Annotated in this window: 15 protein-coding genes; 10 read left to right on the plus strand and 5 right to left on the minus strand. The window is 53.8% G+C overall.

What is annotated here, in order from left to right; genetic code table 11:
* Positions 1-16: 16 nt before the first annotated feature.
* The 8 genes from J8X26_RS16605 to J8X26_RS16640 all read left to right on the plus strand — a co-directional run bounded on the left by J8X26_RS16605 (position 17) and on the right by J8X26_RS16640 (position 9,251).
* The gene (locus J8X26_RS16605) at positions 17-1,420 is read left to right on the plus strand and encodes a PTS mannitol transporter subunit IICB (RefSeq protein WP_208951430.1); all 1,404 of its coding nucleotides are present in this window, start codon (positions 17-19) and stop codon (positions 1,418-1,420) included.
* Complete coding sequence (locus J8X26_RS16610) at positions 1,417-2,685, plus strand: zinc-binding dehydrogenase (RefSeq protein WP_208951431.1); 1,269 nt, start codon at positions 1,417-1,419, stop codon at positions 2,683-2,685. Before J8X26_RS16605 ends, J8X26_RS16610 begins: the two co-directional genes overlap by 4 nt.
* A gap of 42 nt (positions 2,686-2,727) precedes the next feature.
* On the plus strand, positions 2,728-3,255 hold the full coding sequence (locus J8X26_RS16615) for an MltR family transcriptional regulator (protein WP_208951432.1): 528 nt from the start codon (positions 2,728-2,730) through the stop codon (positions 3,253-3,255).
* The gene (locus tag J8X26_RS16620; RefSeq protein WP_152323710.1) at positions 3,233-3,940 is read left to right on the plus strand and encodes a nucleoside/nucleotide kinase family protein; all 708 of its coding nucleotides are present in this window, start codon (positions 3,233-3,235) and stop codon (positions 3,938-3,940) included. Before J8X26_RS16615 ends, J8X26_RS16620 begins: the two co-directional genes overlap by 23 nt.
* A 116-nt stretch (positions 3,941-4,056) precedes the next feature.
* The gene (locus J8X26_RS16625; protein ID WP_165060708.1) at positions 4,057-4,851 is read left to right on the plus strand and encodes a DsbA family protein; all 795 of its coding nucleotides are present in this window, start codon (positions 4,057-4,059) and stop codon (positions 4,849-4,851) included.
* Positions 4,852-5,378: 527 nt separating this feature from the next.
* On the plus strand, positions 5,379-7,292 hold the full coding sequence (locus J8X26_RS16630) for a PTS mannitol transporter subunit IICBA (protein ID WP_152323708.1): 1,914 nt from the start codon (positions 5,379-5,381) through the stop codon (positions 7,290-7,292).
* Positions 7,293-7,417: 125 nt separating this feature from the next.
* Positions 7,418-8,566, plus strand: coding sequence for a mannitol-1-phosphate 5-dehydrogenase (locus J8X26_RS16635; RefSeq protein WP_208951433.1), 1,149 nt, complete (start codon positions 7,418-7,420; stop codon positions 8,564-8,566).
* Between the two features lie 136 nt (positions 8,567-8,702).
* Positions 8,703-9,251 (plus strand): MltR family transcriptional regulator, encoded by a 549-nt coding sequence (locus J8X26_RS16640; RefSeq protein WP_014411435.1) that lies wholly within the window; start codon positions 8,703-8,705, stop codon positions 9,249-9,251.
* A gap of 2 nt (positions 9,252-9,253) precedes the next feature.
* Here the strand turns inward: J8X26_RS16640 and J8X26_RS16645 are convergent, their stop codons facing one another.
* The gene (locus J8X26_RS16645) at positions 9,254-9,862 is read right to left on the minus strand and encodes a LysE family translocator (protein WP_152323706.1); all 609 of its coding nucleotides are present in this window, start codon (positions 9,860-9,862) and stop codon (positions 9,254-9,256) included.
* 145 nt (positions 9,863-10,007) lie between these two features.
* Between J8X26_RS16645 and J8X26_RS16650 the strand changes: the two genes are divergently transcribed.
* Both J8X26_RS16650 and J8X26_RS16655 read left to right on the plus strand, forming a co-directional pair.
* Positions 10,008-11,510 (plus strand): PLP-dependent aminotransferase family protein, encoded by a 1,503-nt coding sequence (locus J8X26_RS16650; RefSeq protein WP_208951434.1) that lies wholly within the window; start codon positions 10,008-10,010, stop codon positions 11,508-11,510.
* 65 nt (positions 11,511-11,575) lie between these two features.
* A complete protein-coding gene (locus tag J8X26_RS16655) occupies positions 11,576-11,935 on the plus strand; it encodes a YibL family ribosome-associated protein (RefSeq protein ID WP_208951435.1) in 360 nt (119 codons plus the stop codon).
* Positions 11,936-12,000: 65 nt separating this feature from the next.
* Here J8X26_RS16655 and yiiM read toward each other — a convergent pair whose 3' ends face one another.
* The 4 genes from yiiM to fdhD all read right to left on the minus strand — a co-directional run bounded on the left by yiiM (position 12,001) and on the right by fdhD (position 16,704).
* Complete coding sequence (yiiM, locus tag J8X26_RS16660; RefSeq protein WP_152323703.1) at positions 12,001-12,672, minus strand: 6-hydroxyaminopurine reductase; 672 nt, start codon at positions 12,670-12,672, stop codon at positions 12,001-12,003.
* 107 nt (positions 12,673-12,779) lie between these two features.
* A complete protein-coding gene (locus J8X26_RS16665; protein ID WP_152323702.1) occupies positions 12,780-14,723 on the minus strand; it encodes a methyl-accepting chemotaxis protein in 1,944 nt (647 codons plus the stop codon).
* A 309-nt stretch (positions 14,724-15,032) separates the two neighbouring features.
* Positions 15,033-15,653, minus strand: coding sequence for a superoxide dismutase [Mn] (sodA, locus tag J8X26_RS16670; protein ID WP_101077777.1), 621 nt, complete (start codon positions 15,651-15,653; stop codon positions 15,033-15,035).
* Positions 15,654-15,861: 208 nt separating this feature from the next.
* Positions 15,862-16,704: a formate dehydrogenase accessory sulfurtransferase FdhD gene (fdhD, locus tag J8X26_RS16675; RefSeq protein ID WP_208951436.1), complete on the minus strand. Its 843-nt coding sequence runs from the start codon at positions 16,702-16,704 to the stop codon at positions 15,862-15,864.
* Between the last annotated feature and the right edge of the window lie 37 nt (positions 16,705-16,741).

Raw genomic sequence — 16,741 nt, forward strand, 5'->3', positions numbered from 1 at the left:
TCAACAGGATTTTAATATGGCTAATAAATCAATGCGCGCCAGAGTGCAGGCTTTTGGCGGGTTTCTCACAGCGATGGTCATTCCCAATATAGGCGCGTTTATTGCCTGGGGTTTTATTACAGCATTGTTTATTCCCACCGGATGGACACCTAATTCGCATTTCGGGCAACTCGTTAGCCCTATGATCACCTATTTATTGCCTCTGATGATCGGGTCTACGGGTGGGCATCTTATTGGCGGAAAACGCGGTGCCGTGATGGGCGGTATCGGCACAATGGGCGTGATTGTCGGGGCGGATATTCCGATGTTTATCGGTGCGATGGTCATGGGGCCGCTGGGCGGTTATCTCATTAAAGTGGTCGATAAGGCGTTGGAGAAACGTATTCCGGCGGGCTTTGAGATGGTGATCAATAATTTCTCACTCGGCATTCTCGGCATGCTGCTTTGTTTGCTGGCGTATGAAGTGATCGGCCCGGCGGTAATGGAAGCCAATAATTTTGTGAAACAGGGCATTGAGGCGCTGGTGGCGACCGGTTACCTGCCGCTGCTGTCGGTGATTAATGAACCCGCCAAGGTGTTATTTCTGAATAACGCCATCGATCAGGGCGTTTACTATCCGCTGGGTATGCAGGACACCGCCGTCGCCGGAAAATCTATTTATTTCATGGTGGCCTCAAATCCCGGCCCCGGTCTGGGGATCCTGCTGGCATTTTCGCTGTTCGGCAAAGGGCTGAGTAAAAAATCTGCGCCCGGCGCGATGATCATTCATTTTCTCGGTGGTATTCACGAGCTGTATTTCCCGTATGTGCTGATGAAACCGCTGATGATTATCGCCATGATCGCGGGCGGTATGACCGGCATTTATGTTTTCGAACTCTTTGGCGCAGGGCTGGTGGCGGGGCCAAGTCCGGGTTCTATCTTTGCGTATCTGGCACTGACGCCACGCGGGGGCTTTATGGGAACCTGTGCGGGCGTGCTGGCCGGAACCGTGGTCTCTTTCGTCGTCGCCTCTGCCATTCTGAAACTGGACAAATCCCCTGCGGAGGACAGTTTTGCGGATTCTCAGGCCGCCAGCAAAAAGCGCAAAGCCGAAGGCAAAAGCGGGATGCAGCCTGTGGCGGCCAGTATCCGGTTAATCGCTTTTGTGTGTGATGCGGGAATGGGGTCGAGCGCGATGGGGGCGACGACTTTTCGCAAAAAGCTGCAAAAAGCCGGTTATGAAATCGAAGTGAAGCATTACTCCATCGAAAACATTCCGGCCGATGCCGACATCATTGTGACCCACGCCAGTCTTGAAGGCCGCGCTCAGCGTGTGACCGACCAGCCACTGATTCTGATTAAAAACTATCTCGGCGATCCGGCGCTCGATGCGTTGTTTGCCGATATCACTTCCCCGGTTCAGCAAGGAGCAACAGCATGAAAACCAAAGTCGCCGCCATTTACGGTAAAAAAGATGTGAGACTCCGTGAATTTGAACTGCCGGAAATCACCGATGACGAACTGCTGGTGAGCGTGGTGTCGGACAGCGTTTGCCTCTCGACTTACAAAGCCGCTTTGCTGGGCGGTGAACATAAACGCGTACCGGAAGATATCGCCGACCATCCGGCGGTAACGGGGCACGAATGCGCGGGCGTGATTGTGCTGGTGGGCAAAAATCTCACGAACCGGTTTGAAGCGGGAAAACGCTTCGTGCTGCAACCGGCGATGGGGCTGCCCAGCGGGTATTCGGCCGGTTACAGTTACGAAACCTTTGGCGGCAACGCGACGTACATGATCATCCCGAAACTGGCGATCGACCTGGGCTGTGTTCTGCCGTACGAAGGGCATTATTTCGCCGCCGCCTCGCTGGCTGAACCGATGTGCTGCATTATCGGCGCCTATCACGCCAGCTATCACACCACGCAATATGTGTATGAACATCAGATGGGCATCAAAGCGGGTGGGAATCTGGCGCTGCTGGCATGCGCGGGGCCGATGGGCATTGGTGCTATTGATTATGCGATCAACGGCGATGTGCGTCCGGCGCGGGTGGTGGTGGTGGATATCGACGAACAACGGCTGGCGCGCGCAGAGCAACTTCTGCCGGTGGCGATGGCGGCAGAAAAAGGCATCGAGCTGGTGTATATCAACAGTCAAACGTTGTCTGATCCGGCTGCCACGTTGCGCGAAATGATGGGCGGCGCAGGTTATGATGATGTCTTTGTTTTCGCGGCCGTGGCTGAAGTTATCGAACTGGGCGACGCGCTGCTGGGCGAGGACGGTTGCCTGAATTTCTTTGCCGGACCGACCGACAAAAACTTCAACGTTCCCTTCAATTTCTACAACGTTCACTACGGTTCTACGCACATTGTCGGCACATCCGGCGGTTCGACCGGCGATATGGAAGAGGCGCTGGCACTGACGGCGGCCGGACGTATTCAGCCTTCTTATATGATTACGCACATCGGCGGCCTGGACGCTGTACCGGAAACGGTGCTCAATCTGCCGCATATTCCCGGCGGTAAAAAGCTTATTTATAACGGCATTTCTCTGCCGCTGACCGCCATTGAAGATTTTGCAGAATTGGGCAAAACCGATCCGCTGTTTGCCCTGCTGGCGGAACGGGTAGCACCGACGCATGGCGTCTGGAATGAGCAGGCCGAGCAGGCGCTGCTGAACCATTTTGGTGTTTCCACCGGGCTGTAATATTATCGGTTCTCCTCATTACTGACGGTGTTTAAGGGAAGGATGACTGTATTAACTGAAGATCAGGTGCTGGAGAGGTTATCCGGCCAGACGAATCTCAATGATTTTCTGCATGCCGCGAGTGCCATTTTACTCAGCGGTATAAAACAGTTCCTTCCCCACCTTTTTATCAATAATGACGAGGACATCCGCGAATTTGCCGTAAAGCCCTTACTCGCTAAATCAGGCCCGCTGGACAGTATTGATGTTTCCCTGAGGCTGATTTATGCCCTGGGGAAAATCAAAAAACCGGTCTATGCCGATATTTTGCTGTTTTCTCAGCTGGACGAGCACCTGAAAGCAGGGACAGAGATTGTGGAATTTCATGAAGAAACGGCTTATGAATTTCTCCAGAATTTGAGCTGCGTGACGGATAACACACTGATGTTTCAGTCTGTCGAGAAAATGAAGTTTGCCAGTTTTGAAACCTTCAGTAAGGCGCGTTACGGCAATCTGATGAGGACGGCACTGTCTCTGGCAGTGACGGATTTACTCAAGGAACTGACTTATGAACGTGATGCTGACCATTAACGGACTGTCCACGCAGGCTTTTTTCCCCGACGAAGATATCGAACAACTACACCTTCCCCTTCTTCAACGTTTTTCTTCACAGCAGCGCCTGCTTAACCGCCCGCTGGTGGTGTTTCTGGTTGCGCCGCCCGGCACCGGCAAATCGACGCTTTCCGCATTCTGGCAAAAGCTTTCTCATGAAACGCCGGATTTAGTCCCTTTGCAGACCCTGCCGATGGACGGTTTCCATCATCGCAATGACTGGCTGGACGCACACAACTTGCGTCAGCGTAAAGGCGCACCACAGACGTTTGATGTGACCAAATTGCGGGACGCACTGATCGCTTTACGCGAGCCGGGAAGCCGCTGGCCGGAGTACAGCCGCACGCTGCATGAGCCGGTCGAAGGCGCGATCCATGTTACCGCGCCTGTTTTGGTCGTCGAGGGAAACTGGCTGCTGCTTGACGATGACGGCTGGCGGCAACTGACAGAAAATTGCGATCTGAGCGTCTTTATTCGTGCCAGTCCGGAAGTCCTGCGCGGTCGTCTTATTGAACGTAAAATCCGCGGTGGACTGACGCCTGCCCGGGCCGGTGATTTTTACGCTGCCACGGACGGACCCAATGTGGCGCGGGTTCTGAGGGATAGCCGTCAGGCAGATATCACGCTGCAAATGTCGGGCGATGGCGCGTTTCATTTTGAGTGATAGTGACGGCGGGATTTATAAAAAATGACAATTTTTAGCCTGCAAAGCCGGGGAAATTCCTCTACTTTTGAAGGCAACTGTCCGGTTTTCCCCGTATTTCACTTTAAGGATTTTTGATGAAACGTCAGACGATGACTCTGTTGGCTTCTCTGGTGCTGGCTCCGACGCTGGCTTTTGCTGCTGACAGCGCAACGGCAGATTTCACCCCGGCGCAACAGGAAGCCATTGGTAAAATTGCAGCAGATTACATGCTTCAGCATCCTGAAATTCTGGTGCAGGTCAGCCAGAAGTTGCAGGCACAGCAGGCGGATCAGCAGCAACAGGAAACCCTGAGTGCCGTTCTGGCAAATTCAAAAGCCCTGACTGAAGACCCTGCCACGCCGAGTTATGGCCCGAAAGATGCCAAAGTGGCCTTCGTAGAATTCTTCGATTACCAGTGCCTGTATTGCAGCCACATGGCACCGGTAGTCGAGCAAACGGTGAAAGCCAATCCGAACGTGCGTTTCGTCTTCAAAGAATGGCCAATCTTCGGTGACCGCTGGAAAGCGTCCATTACTGCGGCGGAAACCGGTATGGCTATCTGGAAAGAGAAGGGCGCGCAGGCGTACTTCGACTACCACAACAGCATTTATCGCACCGGCCATGACGAAGGTAAACTGACCGATGCCGATATCGCCGGTGCGGTGAAAGCGGCCAAAGCCACCCAGCCTACTGATGCGCAGCGTAAAGCCACGCATGAGGCGATAGCCTCCAATGACGAACTGGCCCGTACGCTGGGCTTCAGCGGTACACCCGGCTTTGTCGTGATGCCAACCAGCGGCGCAACGGCGGCGAACACCACCGTGCTTCCGGGTGCGGTTTCAGCCGAAGAATTGCAGGCTGCCATTGTTAAGGCGCAAGGCGGGAAGTAATTTTTTCGCTGCGAAAAACTCATTAAATAGCGGCGGGCTGGCAGACAGCTCGCTTTTTTTTCAGCACCCCATCCTGTAATTTTATTTCAAACTTTCCCCCGTAAACTCAATTCCGCATCCACCTGACACGTCTGAACGGTTTTTAAGCGAAATAAGCAAGGTTATCGAAAAATACTTTGTGATGAATATCACGTTTTTATGATAAAGACTCGTTAATAAAAAGTGACTTTCATCACGTTTTTATACGTATCAAGCTCAAATTATCGTCTGTGTAGCCGGATTACAGGGGTGTTTTGTGATCGCGATCACCAAAATGCAGGGGGTAGTGGTCGTATACGTGTGATCTCTGTCACGGGCTGTGGGGTGGCTACGCGAGGCCTATAATCACGTGGTAGAGTCCGCCTCGCAGACAGCAATTCGACGGACGGATTTTTAAAGCAGTGGCAGAAAAACCGAAATAACCGTCACCGATAATTAACTGATATCACGCGCTCTATTGTCAGCGCGTATCAATAGGGGTGCGTTTTATGTTTTCACCAGACGTTAAGATCAAGGTTCAAAACTTTGGTCGCTTCCTGAGTAACATGGTAATGCCCAACATCGGCGCGTTTATCGCGTGGGGTATCATTACTGCTCTGTTCATTCCTACCGGCTGGATCCCTAATGAAACATTAGCGAAGCTGGTGGGCCCGATGATCACTTATCTCCTCCCGTTGCTCATCGGTTTCACCGGTGGTCGTCTGGTCGGTGGTGATCGCGGTGGTGTGGTCGGCGCAATCACCGTTATGGGTGTTATCGTCGGTGCGGATATGCCAATGTTCCTCGGCGCAATGATTGCAGGTCCGCTGGGTGGCTGGGCAATCAAGCGTTTCGACCGCTGGGTTGACGGTAAAATCAAAAGCGGCTTCGAGATGTTGGTTAACAACTTCTCCGCCGGGATTATCGGTATGCTGCTGGCGATCCTCGCCTTCCTGGCTATCGGTCCGCTGGTAGAAGCGCTGTCTAAAGTGCTGGCCGCAGGCGTGCATATCATGGTTATTCATAACCTGCTGCCGCTGGCTTCTATCTTTGTTGAACCGGCGAAAATCCTGTTCCTCAACAACGCCATCAACCACGGTATCTTCTCTCCTCTGGGTATCCAGCAGGCGACTGAAACCGGTAAATCAATCTTCTTCCTGATCGAAGCGAACCCGGGTCCGGGTATGGGCGTCCTGATGGCGTACATGTTCTTCGGTCGTGGCAGCGCTAAGCAATCTGCCGGCGGCGCGGCAATCATCCACTTCCTGGGGGGTATCCACGAAATTTACTTCCCGTACGTTCTGATGAACCCGCGTCTGTTACTGGCGGTTATTCTGGGCGGTATGACTGGCGTGTTCACCCTGACTATGCTGAACGGCGGTCTGGTGTCTCCGGCTTCTCCGGGTTCAATCCTGGCCGTGCTGGCGATGACGCCAAAAGGTGCGTACTTCGCTAACATCGCTGCTATCGTGGCTGCGTTTGCGGTGTCCTTCGTGATTTCTTCCTTCTTGCTCAAAACCACCAAGGCGAAAGAAGGTGATGATCTGGAAGACGCAACCCGTCGCGTTCAGGACATGAAAGCCGAATCTAAAGGCGGTAAAGCAGGCGCGACTGGCGTTGCTGGCGACCTGTCTACCGTACGCAAAATCATCGTTGCCTGTGATGCCGGTATGGGTTCCAGCGCAATGGGTGCCGGTGTTCTGCGCAAAAAAGTGCAGGATGCAGGGCTGACCAACATCAGCGTAACCAACAGCGCGATCAACAATCTGCCTGACGATGTGGACCTGGTGATTACGCACCGTGACCTGACTGAACGTGCGATGCGCCAGGTGCCACATGCACAGCACATCTCGCTGACTAACTTCCTCGACAGCGGCCTGTACACTGACCTGACTTCCCGTCTGGTGGAAGTGAACAAAAGCAGCCAGTACAAAGAGAAAGTGACCACCACGTTGGGCGACAGCATCGTGTCCGACAGTGAAAACGAAAACCTGTTCCGCATCAGCGAAAGCAACATCTTCCTGGGCCTGCACGCAGCAACGAAAGAAGACGCCATTCGTTTTGCAGGTGAACAACTGGTTAAAGGCGGTTACGTTCAGGCAGAATATGTCGATGCGATGCTGGCACGTGAAAAACTGACGTCCACGTATCTGGGCGAGTCAATCGCGGTGCCACACGGTACAATCGAAGCGAAAGATCGCGTACTGAAAACCGGTATCGTGTTCTGTCAGTATCCGGCGGGCATCCGCTGGGGTGAAGACGAAGATGATTCAGCGCGTCTGGTGGTGGGTATCGCCGCACGCAACAACGAACACATCAACGTGATCACCAAGCTGACGACTGCGCTTGACGAAGACGGTGTTATCGAACGTCTGGCGAACACCACCAGCGTTGAAGAAGTTCTGACGATTCTTCGCGGTTAATCAGTAGAGCGTTACTAAGCGGGTCTTGATATTGAGACCCGCTTGTTGATTCGGAGCCGGGCGGCTCCCAGCTTTACCTAAAGCTTTTTACCAGAAAGTATGGCCCCCGATTTGAAGGAAATATTATGAAAGCATTACATTTTGGCGCAGGTAACATTGGTCGCGGTTTTATCGGTAAATTACTTGCTGATGCCGGGGCTGAACTGACATTTGCCGATGTCAGCCCTGCTTTACTGGATGCACTGAACAGCCGCAAAGGCTACAACGTGCACGTTGTCGGTGAACAGGCCACCGTTGAGCCTGTCAGCAATGTGAATGCCGTGAACAGCGCCGGTCAGGATGCCATCAACCTGATTGCCGAAGTCGATTTAGTGACCACCGCCGTTGGCCCGACCGTGCTCGAAAAAATCGCACCGAACGTGGCGAAAGGTCTGGTGCTGCGTCATCAGCAGGGCAACGAAAAGCCACTGAATATTATCGCCTGTGAAAACATGGTGCGGGGCACCAGCCAGTTCAAACAGCATGTATTCAACGCGCTGCCGGAAGATGAAAAAGCCTGGGTTGAAGCGCATATCGGCTTTGTCGATTCCGCTGTAGACCGCATCGTTCCGCCAGCGGCTGCGGGTACTACCGATCCACTGGAAGTCACCGTTGAAACTTTCAGCGAGTGGATTGTGGACAAAACCCAGTTCAAAGGGGAGTTGCCGCTAATCGCCGGTATGGAGCTGACGGATAATCTGATGGCCTTCGTCGAGCGTAAACTGTTCACCCTGAACACCGGTCATGCGATCACTGCGTATCTCGGTCAGCAGGCAGGCCACGCGACGATTCGTGATGCGATCCTCGATGAGAAAGTGCGTCTGGTGGTTCGTGGTGCGATGGAAGAAAGTGGTGAAGTCCTGATCCGCCGTTATGGCTTTGATCCGGAAAAACATTCTGCGTACATCGAAAAAATTCTGTCTCGTTTTGAAAATCCGTACCTGCATGACGATGTTGAACGCGTTGGCCGTCAGCCACTGCGTAAACTGAGCGCAGGCGACCGGCTGATTAAACCGTTGCTGGGCACGCAGGAATACCGCCTGCCGAACGACAATCTGGTCAGAGGGATTGCGGCCGCGATGCATTATCGCAGCGAGCAAGACCCGCAAGCTAAAGAACTGGTAGAGTTGCTGGAGAAAGTAGGGCCAAAAGCCGCCCTCGCCCAGATTTCAGGTCTGCCGGAAGATGGCGAAGTTGTGGCGAAAGCCGTCGCTCTCTACGAATCGATGCACTAATACTGCGTTTATTTTGATTTCGCCAACACCAGGCAAAGAAAGCCCTGTCGGGCAGGATGTTTCTGCCCGACATGCGCGCATCATGGATGACGCCAGGGGCGCTGTCAGCATCGGCACTTTACTGCAAGTAAGCCCTATGGAAAAAGCTCAGGCGTTTGAAAACCGGGTTCTTGAAAAGCTCAATGCGGGTAAAACCGTGCGCAGCTTTTTGATGACCGCCGTGGAATTGCTGGCCGAAGCGCTGGATATTCTGGTGGTGCAGGTTTTCCGCAAAGACGATTACGCAGTGAAATATGCCGTCGAACCGTTACTGACCGGTACCGGCCCGCTCGGTGATTTATCTGTGCGTCTCAAACTGATTTACGCGCTGGGAGTGATCAGCCGTCATGAATATGAAGACGCCGAATTACTGATGGCGCTGCGGGAAGAACTGAATTACGACGGCGAAGAGTATCGTTTTACCGACGATGAAATTCTTGGCCCGTTTGGTGAATTACATTGCGTGACGGAGCTTCCGCCCGCACCAACCTTCCTCAAACCCGGTGAAGCCGACGAATCGCTGATCGCCATGCAACGTCAGCGCTACCAGCAAATCGTCCGCTCCACGATGGTTCTTTCCGTGACCGGGCTGATCGCCCATATCAGCAATCAGCAGCCCTCAAGACTTTCTCCGGTGCAAAAATAACGTTACGCCAGTACGTGGCGCACTTCGCCGACCAGCAGCCACAGCGCGGTTAACGCCATCATGCCGCCCATAATCGTATTGAACAGTTTCAGCTTCCATTCCACGCGTAAAGCCTGACGTAATCTGTCACCCATCACCACCCAGACCAGTATGCACGGCAGGTTGATCAGCGCGAATCCGACGCAAATCAGCAGCGTGTGATGCAGCATATTGCCGTCCGGTGGCGTAAACAGGATCGCGACGTTAGTCGCCATCAGCCAGGCTTTCGGGTTAACGGCCTGAAACAGTGCACCGCTGAACAGATTCATCGGCTGCTGTTTTTCGCCTTCTTTTGGCGTGCCGGAACGGTAGATTTTCCACGACAGCCAGAAAAGATAGGTACAGCCGATCACCGCCATCGGCAGGCGCACCACATTCATCCAGCTGAGTAAAATCGCCAGCATCGAGGTCATCAGCGCGCACTGCACCACGCAGCCGAGCGTGATCCCCAGCATCATCGGCACGCTGCGTCGCAGCCCGAAATTGACGCCGGAAGCAGCGAGCAACAGATTGTTCGGACCGGGCGTAATCGACATCACGGTGACATAACTGACAAAAGCGGTATCTATCATTTTCGTTTTCCTGCATTCCCTGTTTTCCAGAGAACCAGAATAATCAGAGTCAGTCGAAGGTAACAGAACCAAAAATACGCTATTGTCATGGTTACAGATTGCGTAATAAAAAACTGTACCCATCACTTTTCACGGAACTGACACCATGACTGACACTGCGGATCTCACTGACACCCGATATAACCAGCTGGCGGAACAACTGGCGGATGCCATCCGGCGGGGCACGCTCGCGCCCGGCAGCCGTTTGCCTTCGGTACGGCGCAGCGCACAAACCTGGTCAGTCAGTATTAATACCGTGGTGGCAGCGTACCGGCGGCTGGAAGATCGCGGTTTTATTGAGGCTCGCCCGCAGTCCGGTTTTTATGTGCGTGCCGCATTGCCCGCGCTGGAACATCAGCCGCCGCAGGAACAACCTCAGACGCCAGCCGCCGAACCGGCAGACGAAGTACTGGATCTGATCGACACCGTTTTTGCCTCGCAAACCGACCCGGCGTATACCAATCTTTCGCTGGCGTGTCCGCAGTCCAATGACTTTTATCCGAGCGGAAAACTCGGGCGCATTATGTCGTCCCTGTTGCGCCGTCAGCCGGACTTGATCGGGAAATATGCTTTGCCGCCGGGGCATCCGGCGCTGCGACAGCAAATCGCCCGCCGCGCGCTGGCGCTGGGCATGATTTTAGAACCGACCGACATTACGATTACGCACGGTTGTATGGAAGCGTTACAGCTGGCGCTGCGCGTGACCACCAAACCGGGCGACAGCGTCGGGCTGGAAACGCCGACCTATTTTTATCTGCTGCCAATGCTGGCGAGCCTCGGGCTGAAAGCGGTGGAAATCCCGACCGATCCGCAAACCGGTTTATCGCTGGATGTGCTGGAAATGCTGCTCAGCGAGAAGCGCCTGAATGCGGTGATCGCCATGCCAACGGCGCAAAATCCGCTGGGCTTCACCATGCCGCTGGCAGCCAAAAAACGGCTGGCGCGGTTGATGAACGTTCATCAGGTCCCGCTGATTGAAGATGGCCTTTATGCGGAAATCCAGTTCGGTACGACGTTGTCTCCGGCGGTGAAATCGTTTGATACCGATGGCTGGATCCTGTTCTGCACCAGTTTCACTAAAACGCTGGCACCCGATTTTCGTATCGGCTGGGTAGAAGGCGGGCGCTTTGCGGACAAGCTACATAAACTCAAAGCGGTCTCGTCGATGGCAGAATCCGCATTGCTTTCACAAACGCTGACGGTGTTTCTGGAATCGGGTGGCTATGACCATCATCTGCGGGCTTTGCGTAAGCGTTACGCGTCGCAGGTCGAGCAGGCACGTGCGCTGATCGCCCGCCATTTCCCGCAGGGAACGCGCGCCACGCAACCTGCGGGAGGCTTTGTGATTTGGGTCGATTTTCCGCCGGGCGTGGATTGTGTCACGCTGTTTAAGCAGTTGCTGAAAGATAAAATTTGTATGACGCCGGGACAGTTATATTCGCCGAGTGGCCGCTACAGTAACGGCCTGCGTTTATCGTGCTGCTATGTTTTTGATACCCGCTATATATCGGCGATGATCCGCATCGGCGAGCGGGCGTGCGAGATGTGTGGCTTGCCGCCCGGGCTGGCAGAAACGCAGGAGCAAGCTGAAGAATCGCGCACTTCCTGATACACTGATGTTTATTATTCCCAATTTACAGTTATGCCCGCTGCGGCATGAACGGATCTGAAACCATGAAAGAAGTCGAAAAAGCCGAGATCAAGCGTCTCAGCGACATGCTGGATGCACTGAATCACAAAGATGCGACCGTTATTCAGGCAGGTAACGCTGAACTGATCGACAAGCACGAAGAAGAGAAAGAAAAGCTGGCTGCCGAGATCGCGCGTCTCAAAGAAGTGCGTGTGAAAAAGCTCAGCACCGAAGCGCAAAAACTGGAAAAGCTGTTCAGCCGTGAAATCACCAAGAAAGAACAGGCTGATATGGGCACGCTGAAGAAAACCGTGCGCGGTATCGTGGTGGTTCACCCGATGACCGCACTGGGCCGCGAAATGGGCCTGAAAGTCGTCACCGGTTTCGCTAAGAAAGAATTCTGATGAAATACTCCCGGGGGTGAAGTTTTGCCCTGCTCCTCCCCCTGCGAAGGGGGAGGGCGTTAACATTACTTCCCAAACAATCTCCGCCCAAAATCTTCGATCTTGCGATTCACCAACCGCATTTGCATGGTTTTAGTCCAGCTCGCCGAAATCCCCGCCGCAGACATCAGACGCCGGTACTGTTCCTCATCGAACGGCATGTTAAAGGCTATCGAAATCGCTTCAGCCACGGAGACTTCGCTGTTACGCGTCAGCAACTCCAGCGGGCGATCGCCGCTGACATTTCCGGTGCCGACAACGCGATAAAGCCAGCCGCAGCGGCCGCTTTGTTGCAACAACGGCGACAGGTTTTTGCATCCCAGAAAATGATTGAGCTTATAACAGGGCGCGCGCGGCTGTGTGACCTGAATCAGCGCTTCGCCCCAGCGGAAAATATCGCCGATAAACACGTTATCTTCCGTCATGCCGAGCGTTGAGAGATTTTCGCCGAAGGCGGGAGGATGGAAACGTTCTTCCTCTTCAGGAAACTGCTGACGCAGCCAGGCGTAGTGTTCGCGAGGGAAATGGCACAGTGCGCGGTCTGCGCCGCCGTGATAACTCTTTTCTGCCTGCTGATCGCCTTCGAGCCCGGCAGACGTCAGAACGACCGCACCGTCGATCTGTCGTTTGGCAATCGCGCTGGGCGAATAATCCGGGTAGCTTTCGATATTGCCGATATAAACGTCGGGATAATGCATATGGTCTCCGCGAGGAATCAGTCGTTAACCTCAGCATAACCTGCATTACTGGTTCGGAGTATCAGGAATCGCCCTGCGCTAAAATTACGCAGGGCGATAGGGGAAAATCAGAAGGTTTCCCAGTTATCCTGACTGGTTTTGCCCTGTACAGCCGGCAGAACCGGGCGGCGCAGCGCGCCGGAGTCTGGCGCTTTCAGCATATTGCCGTTATCGGCCAGACGGAATACCGACACCGCCTGCGTCAGCGTTGCGGCCTGATCTTCCAGAGAATCAGCGGCGGCAGAAGACTGTTCAACCAGCGCGGCGTTCTGCTGGGTGGTGCTGTCCATCTCCACTATCGCCTGCGAAATCTGGCTGATCCCGCGGCTTTGTTCGTCAGAAGCCGACGCAATTTCGCCCATAATATCGCGGACGTGCGAGACGGATTTCACAATGTCCTGCATTGTGCGCCCGGTATTTTCCACCAGCTTCGCGCCGGTATTCACCCGTTCAACGGATTCGGCAATCAGTCCTTCAATCTCTTTTGCTGCCTGCGCACTGCGCTGTGCCAGCGTGCGGACTTCAGACGCCACCACCGAGAATCCCCGCCCCTGTTCACCAGCGCGCGCGGCTTCTACGGCGGCGTTCAGCGCCAGAATATTGGTCTGGAACGCAATGCCGTTGATGACAGAGGTGATTTCAGCGATGCGTTTTGAACTGCCGGAAATCTGCTGCATGGTATCGACCACTTCGCCGACCTGTTTGCCGCCCAAGGTGGCGGTGCCCGATGCTTCGCTCGCCAGTTTGCTGGCGTGATGGGCGTTATCGGCGTTCTGTTTCACCGTGGCGCTCAGTTCTTCCATGCTGGCGGCCGTTTCCTCAACCGCGGCGGCCTGCTGTTCGGTGCGTGAAGACAAATCGGTATTTCCGGCGGCGATTTCCGCTGCTGCGTGGGAAACCTGCGAGACGCCTGAGCGGATTTCATAAATCATCGTGCTGAGATTCTGGCTCATCCCGGCAACGGCATTCATCAGCATGCCCAGTTCGTCACGGCGCGTGGTGGTTCGGGCAGCGGTCAGATCACCCTGTGCAATGGCTTCGGCGGTTTTCAGCGTATCGCGGATCGGTTGCGCAATCTGACGGGTAATTCGCCACGCAATCAGGATACCGGCGAGCATTACAATCAGCGTAATCACCATCATGATCATCTGCGCATTGCTGATATCGTTGTGGGTATTATCGAGTTCGTTTTTGAAGATTTTCGCCACCAGCGCGTTCATCTCCGCGGCTTTCACAGACAGAAGTTGCGAGTTTTTCTGTTCATCTTCATAGGCTGGCATATACGCCACAACGTGGCTTTTGTACGTCGCCAGCGCGGTCATCAGCGGAGCCAGTGTCGCCTGCTGATTGGGGAGCAGCAGTGCGTTGAGTTTTTTGGCGTTGGCCTGCGTATCGTCGATGGCCTGCAACAATGTGGCCTCAGACTCCTTGTTGATGCTGAGCAACAGGCCGCGCACGTAATAACGTACGCTAATCAGTTTCTGAATCACTTCCGCAAGGGAAAGACGAATCGACGGATCGGCATCTTCGACGCGCAGCTGCTCTTGCAGGCGCTTCACAACGGCTTCTGTTTCGGAAAGGTTCCAGCTGGCACGCACGGCATCTTTTCTGTCGACAGCCTGTTTGAAGGCGTCCTGCGCTACCTGATATTCACGGATTTTTACCGGTACCTGATTGAGATCGGCCTGGCTGGTCGCATCCCATTCCAGTTTGCCTTTCGACTGCGCAATCAGCTGCGACAGTGCATTAATTTTGTCCTGATTTTGCTTGAGATAGGCAGGGTCGTAGTTGAGCTGATACAACGTGCGGCTGAGGCGGGCATCATTAAGTAACGCATTCATCTGATTACTAAAATCAACTTTCTCAGCGCGCTGGCTGATGTCATTAAACTTAATCATTCCGGCTGCGGTGATCACCGCGGCGATCAAAAGAACCAACCCGAAGCCGAGCCCCAGTTTGGTGCCGACTTTGAGATTATTCATCCACTGCGAAAGACCCGTGCCGTTGCCCATTGCTGTTCTCCGTCAAGCATTCCATGCAATAAAATTTGCGATTTTGTGACGCCTTTGTGAACAATCTATCGTCAGGACTTAAGAGAAACTTTATAGGTGTCGGGGGGTATTTTTGAATAATGAGAGGGCGGTCTAAAAATGGCGGAAGAGGTGAGGATAATTCGCTGTAACACAGTGATCAGGCTTAGGTTTTTTCTGCATAAAGTCAGTGCATAAAAGTCGGGGTATTAAAACGAAGGCATAAAAAAGGCAGGTCACCGACCTGCCTCTTGCGAAAACATCGTGCCCGTTCAGGGCGGTAAAGCGAAATTATTTCGCTTCAGCCAGACGTTTTGCTGCTTCGTCCCAGTTTACAACAGCCCAGAAGGCTTTGATGTAATCAGGGCGTTTGTTCTGATATTTCAGGTAGTAAGCGTGTTCCCAAACGTCCAGACCCAGCAGCGGGTAACCGGAAACGCCTGAAACAGCTTCGCCCATCAGCGGGCTGTCCTGGTTAGCAGTAGAAACAACAGCCAGTTTGCCGTCTTTCAGAACCAGCCATGCCCAACCGGAACCGAAGCGGGTTGCTGCTGCTTTCTCAAAAGCTTCTTTGAAAGCATCAACGCTGCCGAAATCGCGTTCGATCGCAGATTTCAGTTCGCCCTGTAAGGTAGTGCCAGTTTTCAGGCCTTTCCAGAACAGGCTGTGGTTAGCGTGGCCACCTGCGTTGTTACGCAGTGCAACTTTCTTGTCCGCAGGCACTTTGTCCAGGTTAGCAATCAGCTCTTCAACAGACAGCGCAGCCAGTTCCGGCAGGCTTTCCAGCGCGGCGTTAGCGTTGTTAACGTAAGCCTGGTGGTGTTTAGAGTGATGGATTTCCATCGTTTCTTTGTCGAAATGCGGTTCGAGTGCGTCGTATGCGTAAGGCAGTGATGGCAGTGAATAACTCATGTTCATCGTCTCCATAGTGTAGGGCGGCACCGTCTTTGTGAGCACCGCGTAATCAGTCGGATCATTATAGTTAATTAAATGATATTGAAAATGATTATCTAAGCCCGACGCTTCGTGAGGTTACGCGTAAGCCCCTGTTATTGAGGGCTTAGAACCAGATAACCGCAAACAATCCTAAATTGTCTAAAGGCACGTGATGCTTAGAGGGTTACCGCAACCGCTGAGGATGCGTATACACCGTTGCCCGTCCTGGTTTGCTGAAACCGACCAGTGTCAGGTTGCATTTTTCGGCAACGTCTACCGCCAGCGTCGTGGCGGCGGAGACGGCAAACAGAATTTCGACGCCACACATCGCGGCTTTCTGCACCATTTCATAGCTTGCGCGGCTAGACACCAGCGCAGCGCCGGTGTACCAGTCGTTTTGTCTGGCGCGCAGGCCGAGCATTTTATCCAGTGCCACGTGACGTCCCACGTCTTCGCAGCCACCCGACAGTGTGCCATCCGGTGTGATCCACGCGGCGGCGTGTGTGCAGCCGGTCAGCTGACCGATGGTCTGAACGGATTTCAGCTGGTGCAGCGCGGCGTCCAGATTCGCCAGATCGAAGGTTTGCGTAAACGGCAGCGGCGCAAGCGGGCGAAACAGATCGCCCAGCTGTTCGATACCGCAGACACCGCAACCGGTACGGCCCACCATTGCGCGGCGGCGTTCTTTAAGCCCGGCAAAGCGGCGGCTCGATAACTCAATATTAACTTCGATTCCATTACAGTTTTGCGTGATGTCCATTCCGTAAATGTCGCTGGCTGATTCGATAATGCCTTCCGAAAGCGAAAATCCCAGCGCGAAGACTTCAAAGTCTTTTGGCGACGCCATCATCACCACGTGCGATATCCCGTTATAGACCAGCGCGACGGGCACTTCTTCAGCAATCCAGTCCTCTTCAGGCGCGTCCAGACGGGCGCGCTGCATCACCGTTTTTTGGCGCACTCCGATGATCTGAGTCACTTTTTTGTCATCTTTTTCGCCCAGTTCGTTTACTTGATGGACATCCATTGGCAATAACCTTATAAACAATCCGGCTACATAAGCC

The organism is Rahnella sp. ChDrAdgB13 (assembly GCF_017655185.1).
GTDB lineage: Bacteria > Pseudomonadota > Gammaproteobacteria > Enterobacterales > Enterobacteriaceae > Rahnella > Rahnella contaminans.

Bases quoted from the DNA above. Each gene is read 5' to 3' on its own strand.
- J8X26_RS16605 (WP_208951430.1), top strand. From the start codon at position 17: ATGGCTAATAAATCAATGCGCGCCAGAGTGCAGGCTTTTGGCGGGTTT.
- J8X26_RS16610 (WP_208951431.1), top strand. From the start codon at position 1,417: ATGAAAACCAAAGTCGCCGCCATTTACGGTAAAAAAGATGTGAGACTC.
- J8X26_RS16615 (WP_208951432.1), top strand. From the start codon at position 2,728: ATGACTGTATTAACTGAAGATCAGGTGCTGGAGAGGTTATCCGGCCAG.
- J8X26_RS16620 (WP_152323710.1), top strand. From the start codon at position 3,233: ATGAACGTGATGCTGACCATTAACGGACTGTCCACGCAGGCTTTTTTC.
- J8X26_RS16625 (WP_165060708.1), top strand. From the start codon at position 4,057: ATGAAACGTCAGACGATGACTCTGTTGGCTTCTCTGGTGCTGGCTCCG.
- J8X26_RS16630 (WP_152323708.1), top strand. From the start codon at position 5,379: ATGTTTTCACCAGACGTTAAGATCAAGGTTCAAAACTTTGGTCGCTTC.
- J8X26_RS16635 (WP_208951433.1), top strand. From the start codon at position 7,418: ATGAAAGCATTACATTTTGGCGCAGGTAACATTGGTCGCGGTTTTATC.
- J8X26_RS16640 (WP_014411435.1), top strand. From the start codon at position 8,703: ATGGAAAAAGCTCAGGCGTTTGAAAACCGGGTTCTTGAAAAGCTCAAT.
- J8X26_RS16645 (WP_152323706.1), bottom strand. From the start codon at position 9,862: ATGATAGATACCGCTTTTGTCAGTTATGTCACCGTGATGTCGATTACG.
- J8X26_RS16650 (WP_208951434.1), top strand. From the start codon at position 10,008: ATGACTGACACTGCGGATCTCACTGACACCCGATATAACCAGCTGGCG.
- J8X26_RS16655 (WP_208951435.1), top strand. From the start codon at position 11,576: ATGAAAGAAGTCGAAAAAGCCGAGATCAAGCGTCTCAGCGACATGCTG.
- yiiM (WP_152323703.1), bottom strand. From the start codon at position 12,672: ATGCATTATCCCGACGTTTATATCGGCAATATCGAAAGCTACCCGGAT.
- J8X26_RS16665 (WP_152323702.1), bottom strand. From the start codon at position 14,723: ATGGGCAACGGCACGGGTCTTTCGCAGTGGATGAATAATCTCAAAGTC.
- sodA (WP_101077777.1), bottom strand. From the start codon at position 15,653: ATGAGTTATTCACTGCCATCACTGCCTTACGCATACGACGCACTCGAA.
- fdhD (WP_208951436.1), bottom strand. From the start codon at position 16,704: ATGGATGTCCATCAAGTAAACGAACTGGGCGAAAAAGATGACAAAAAA.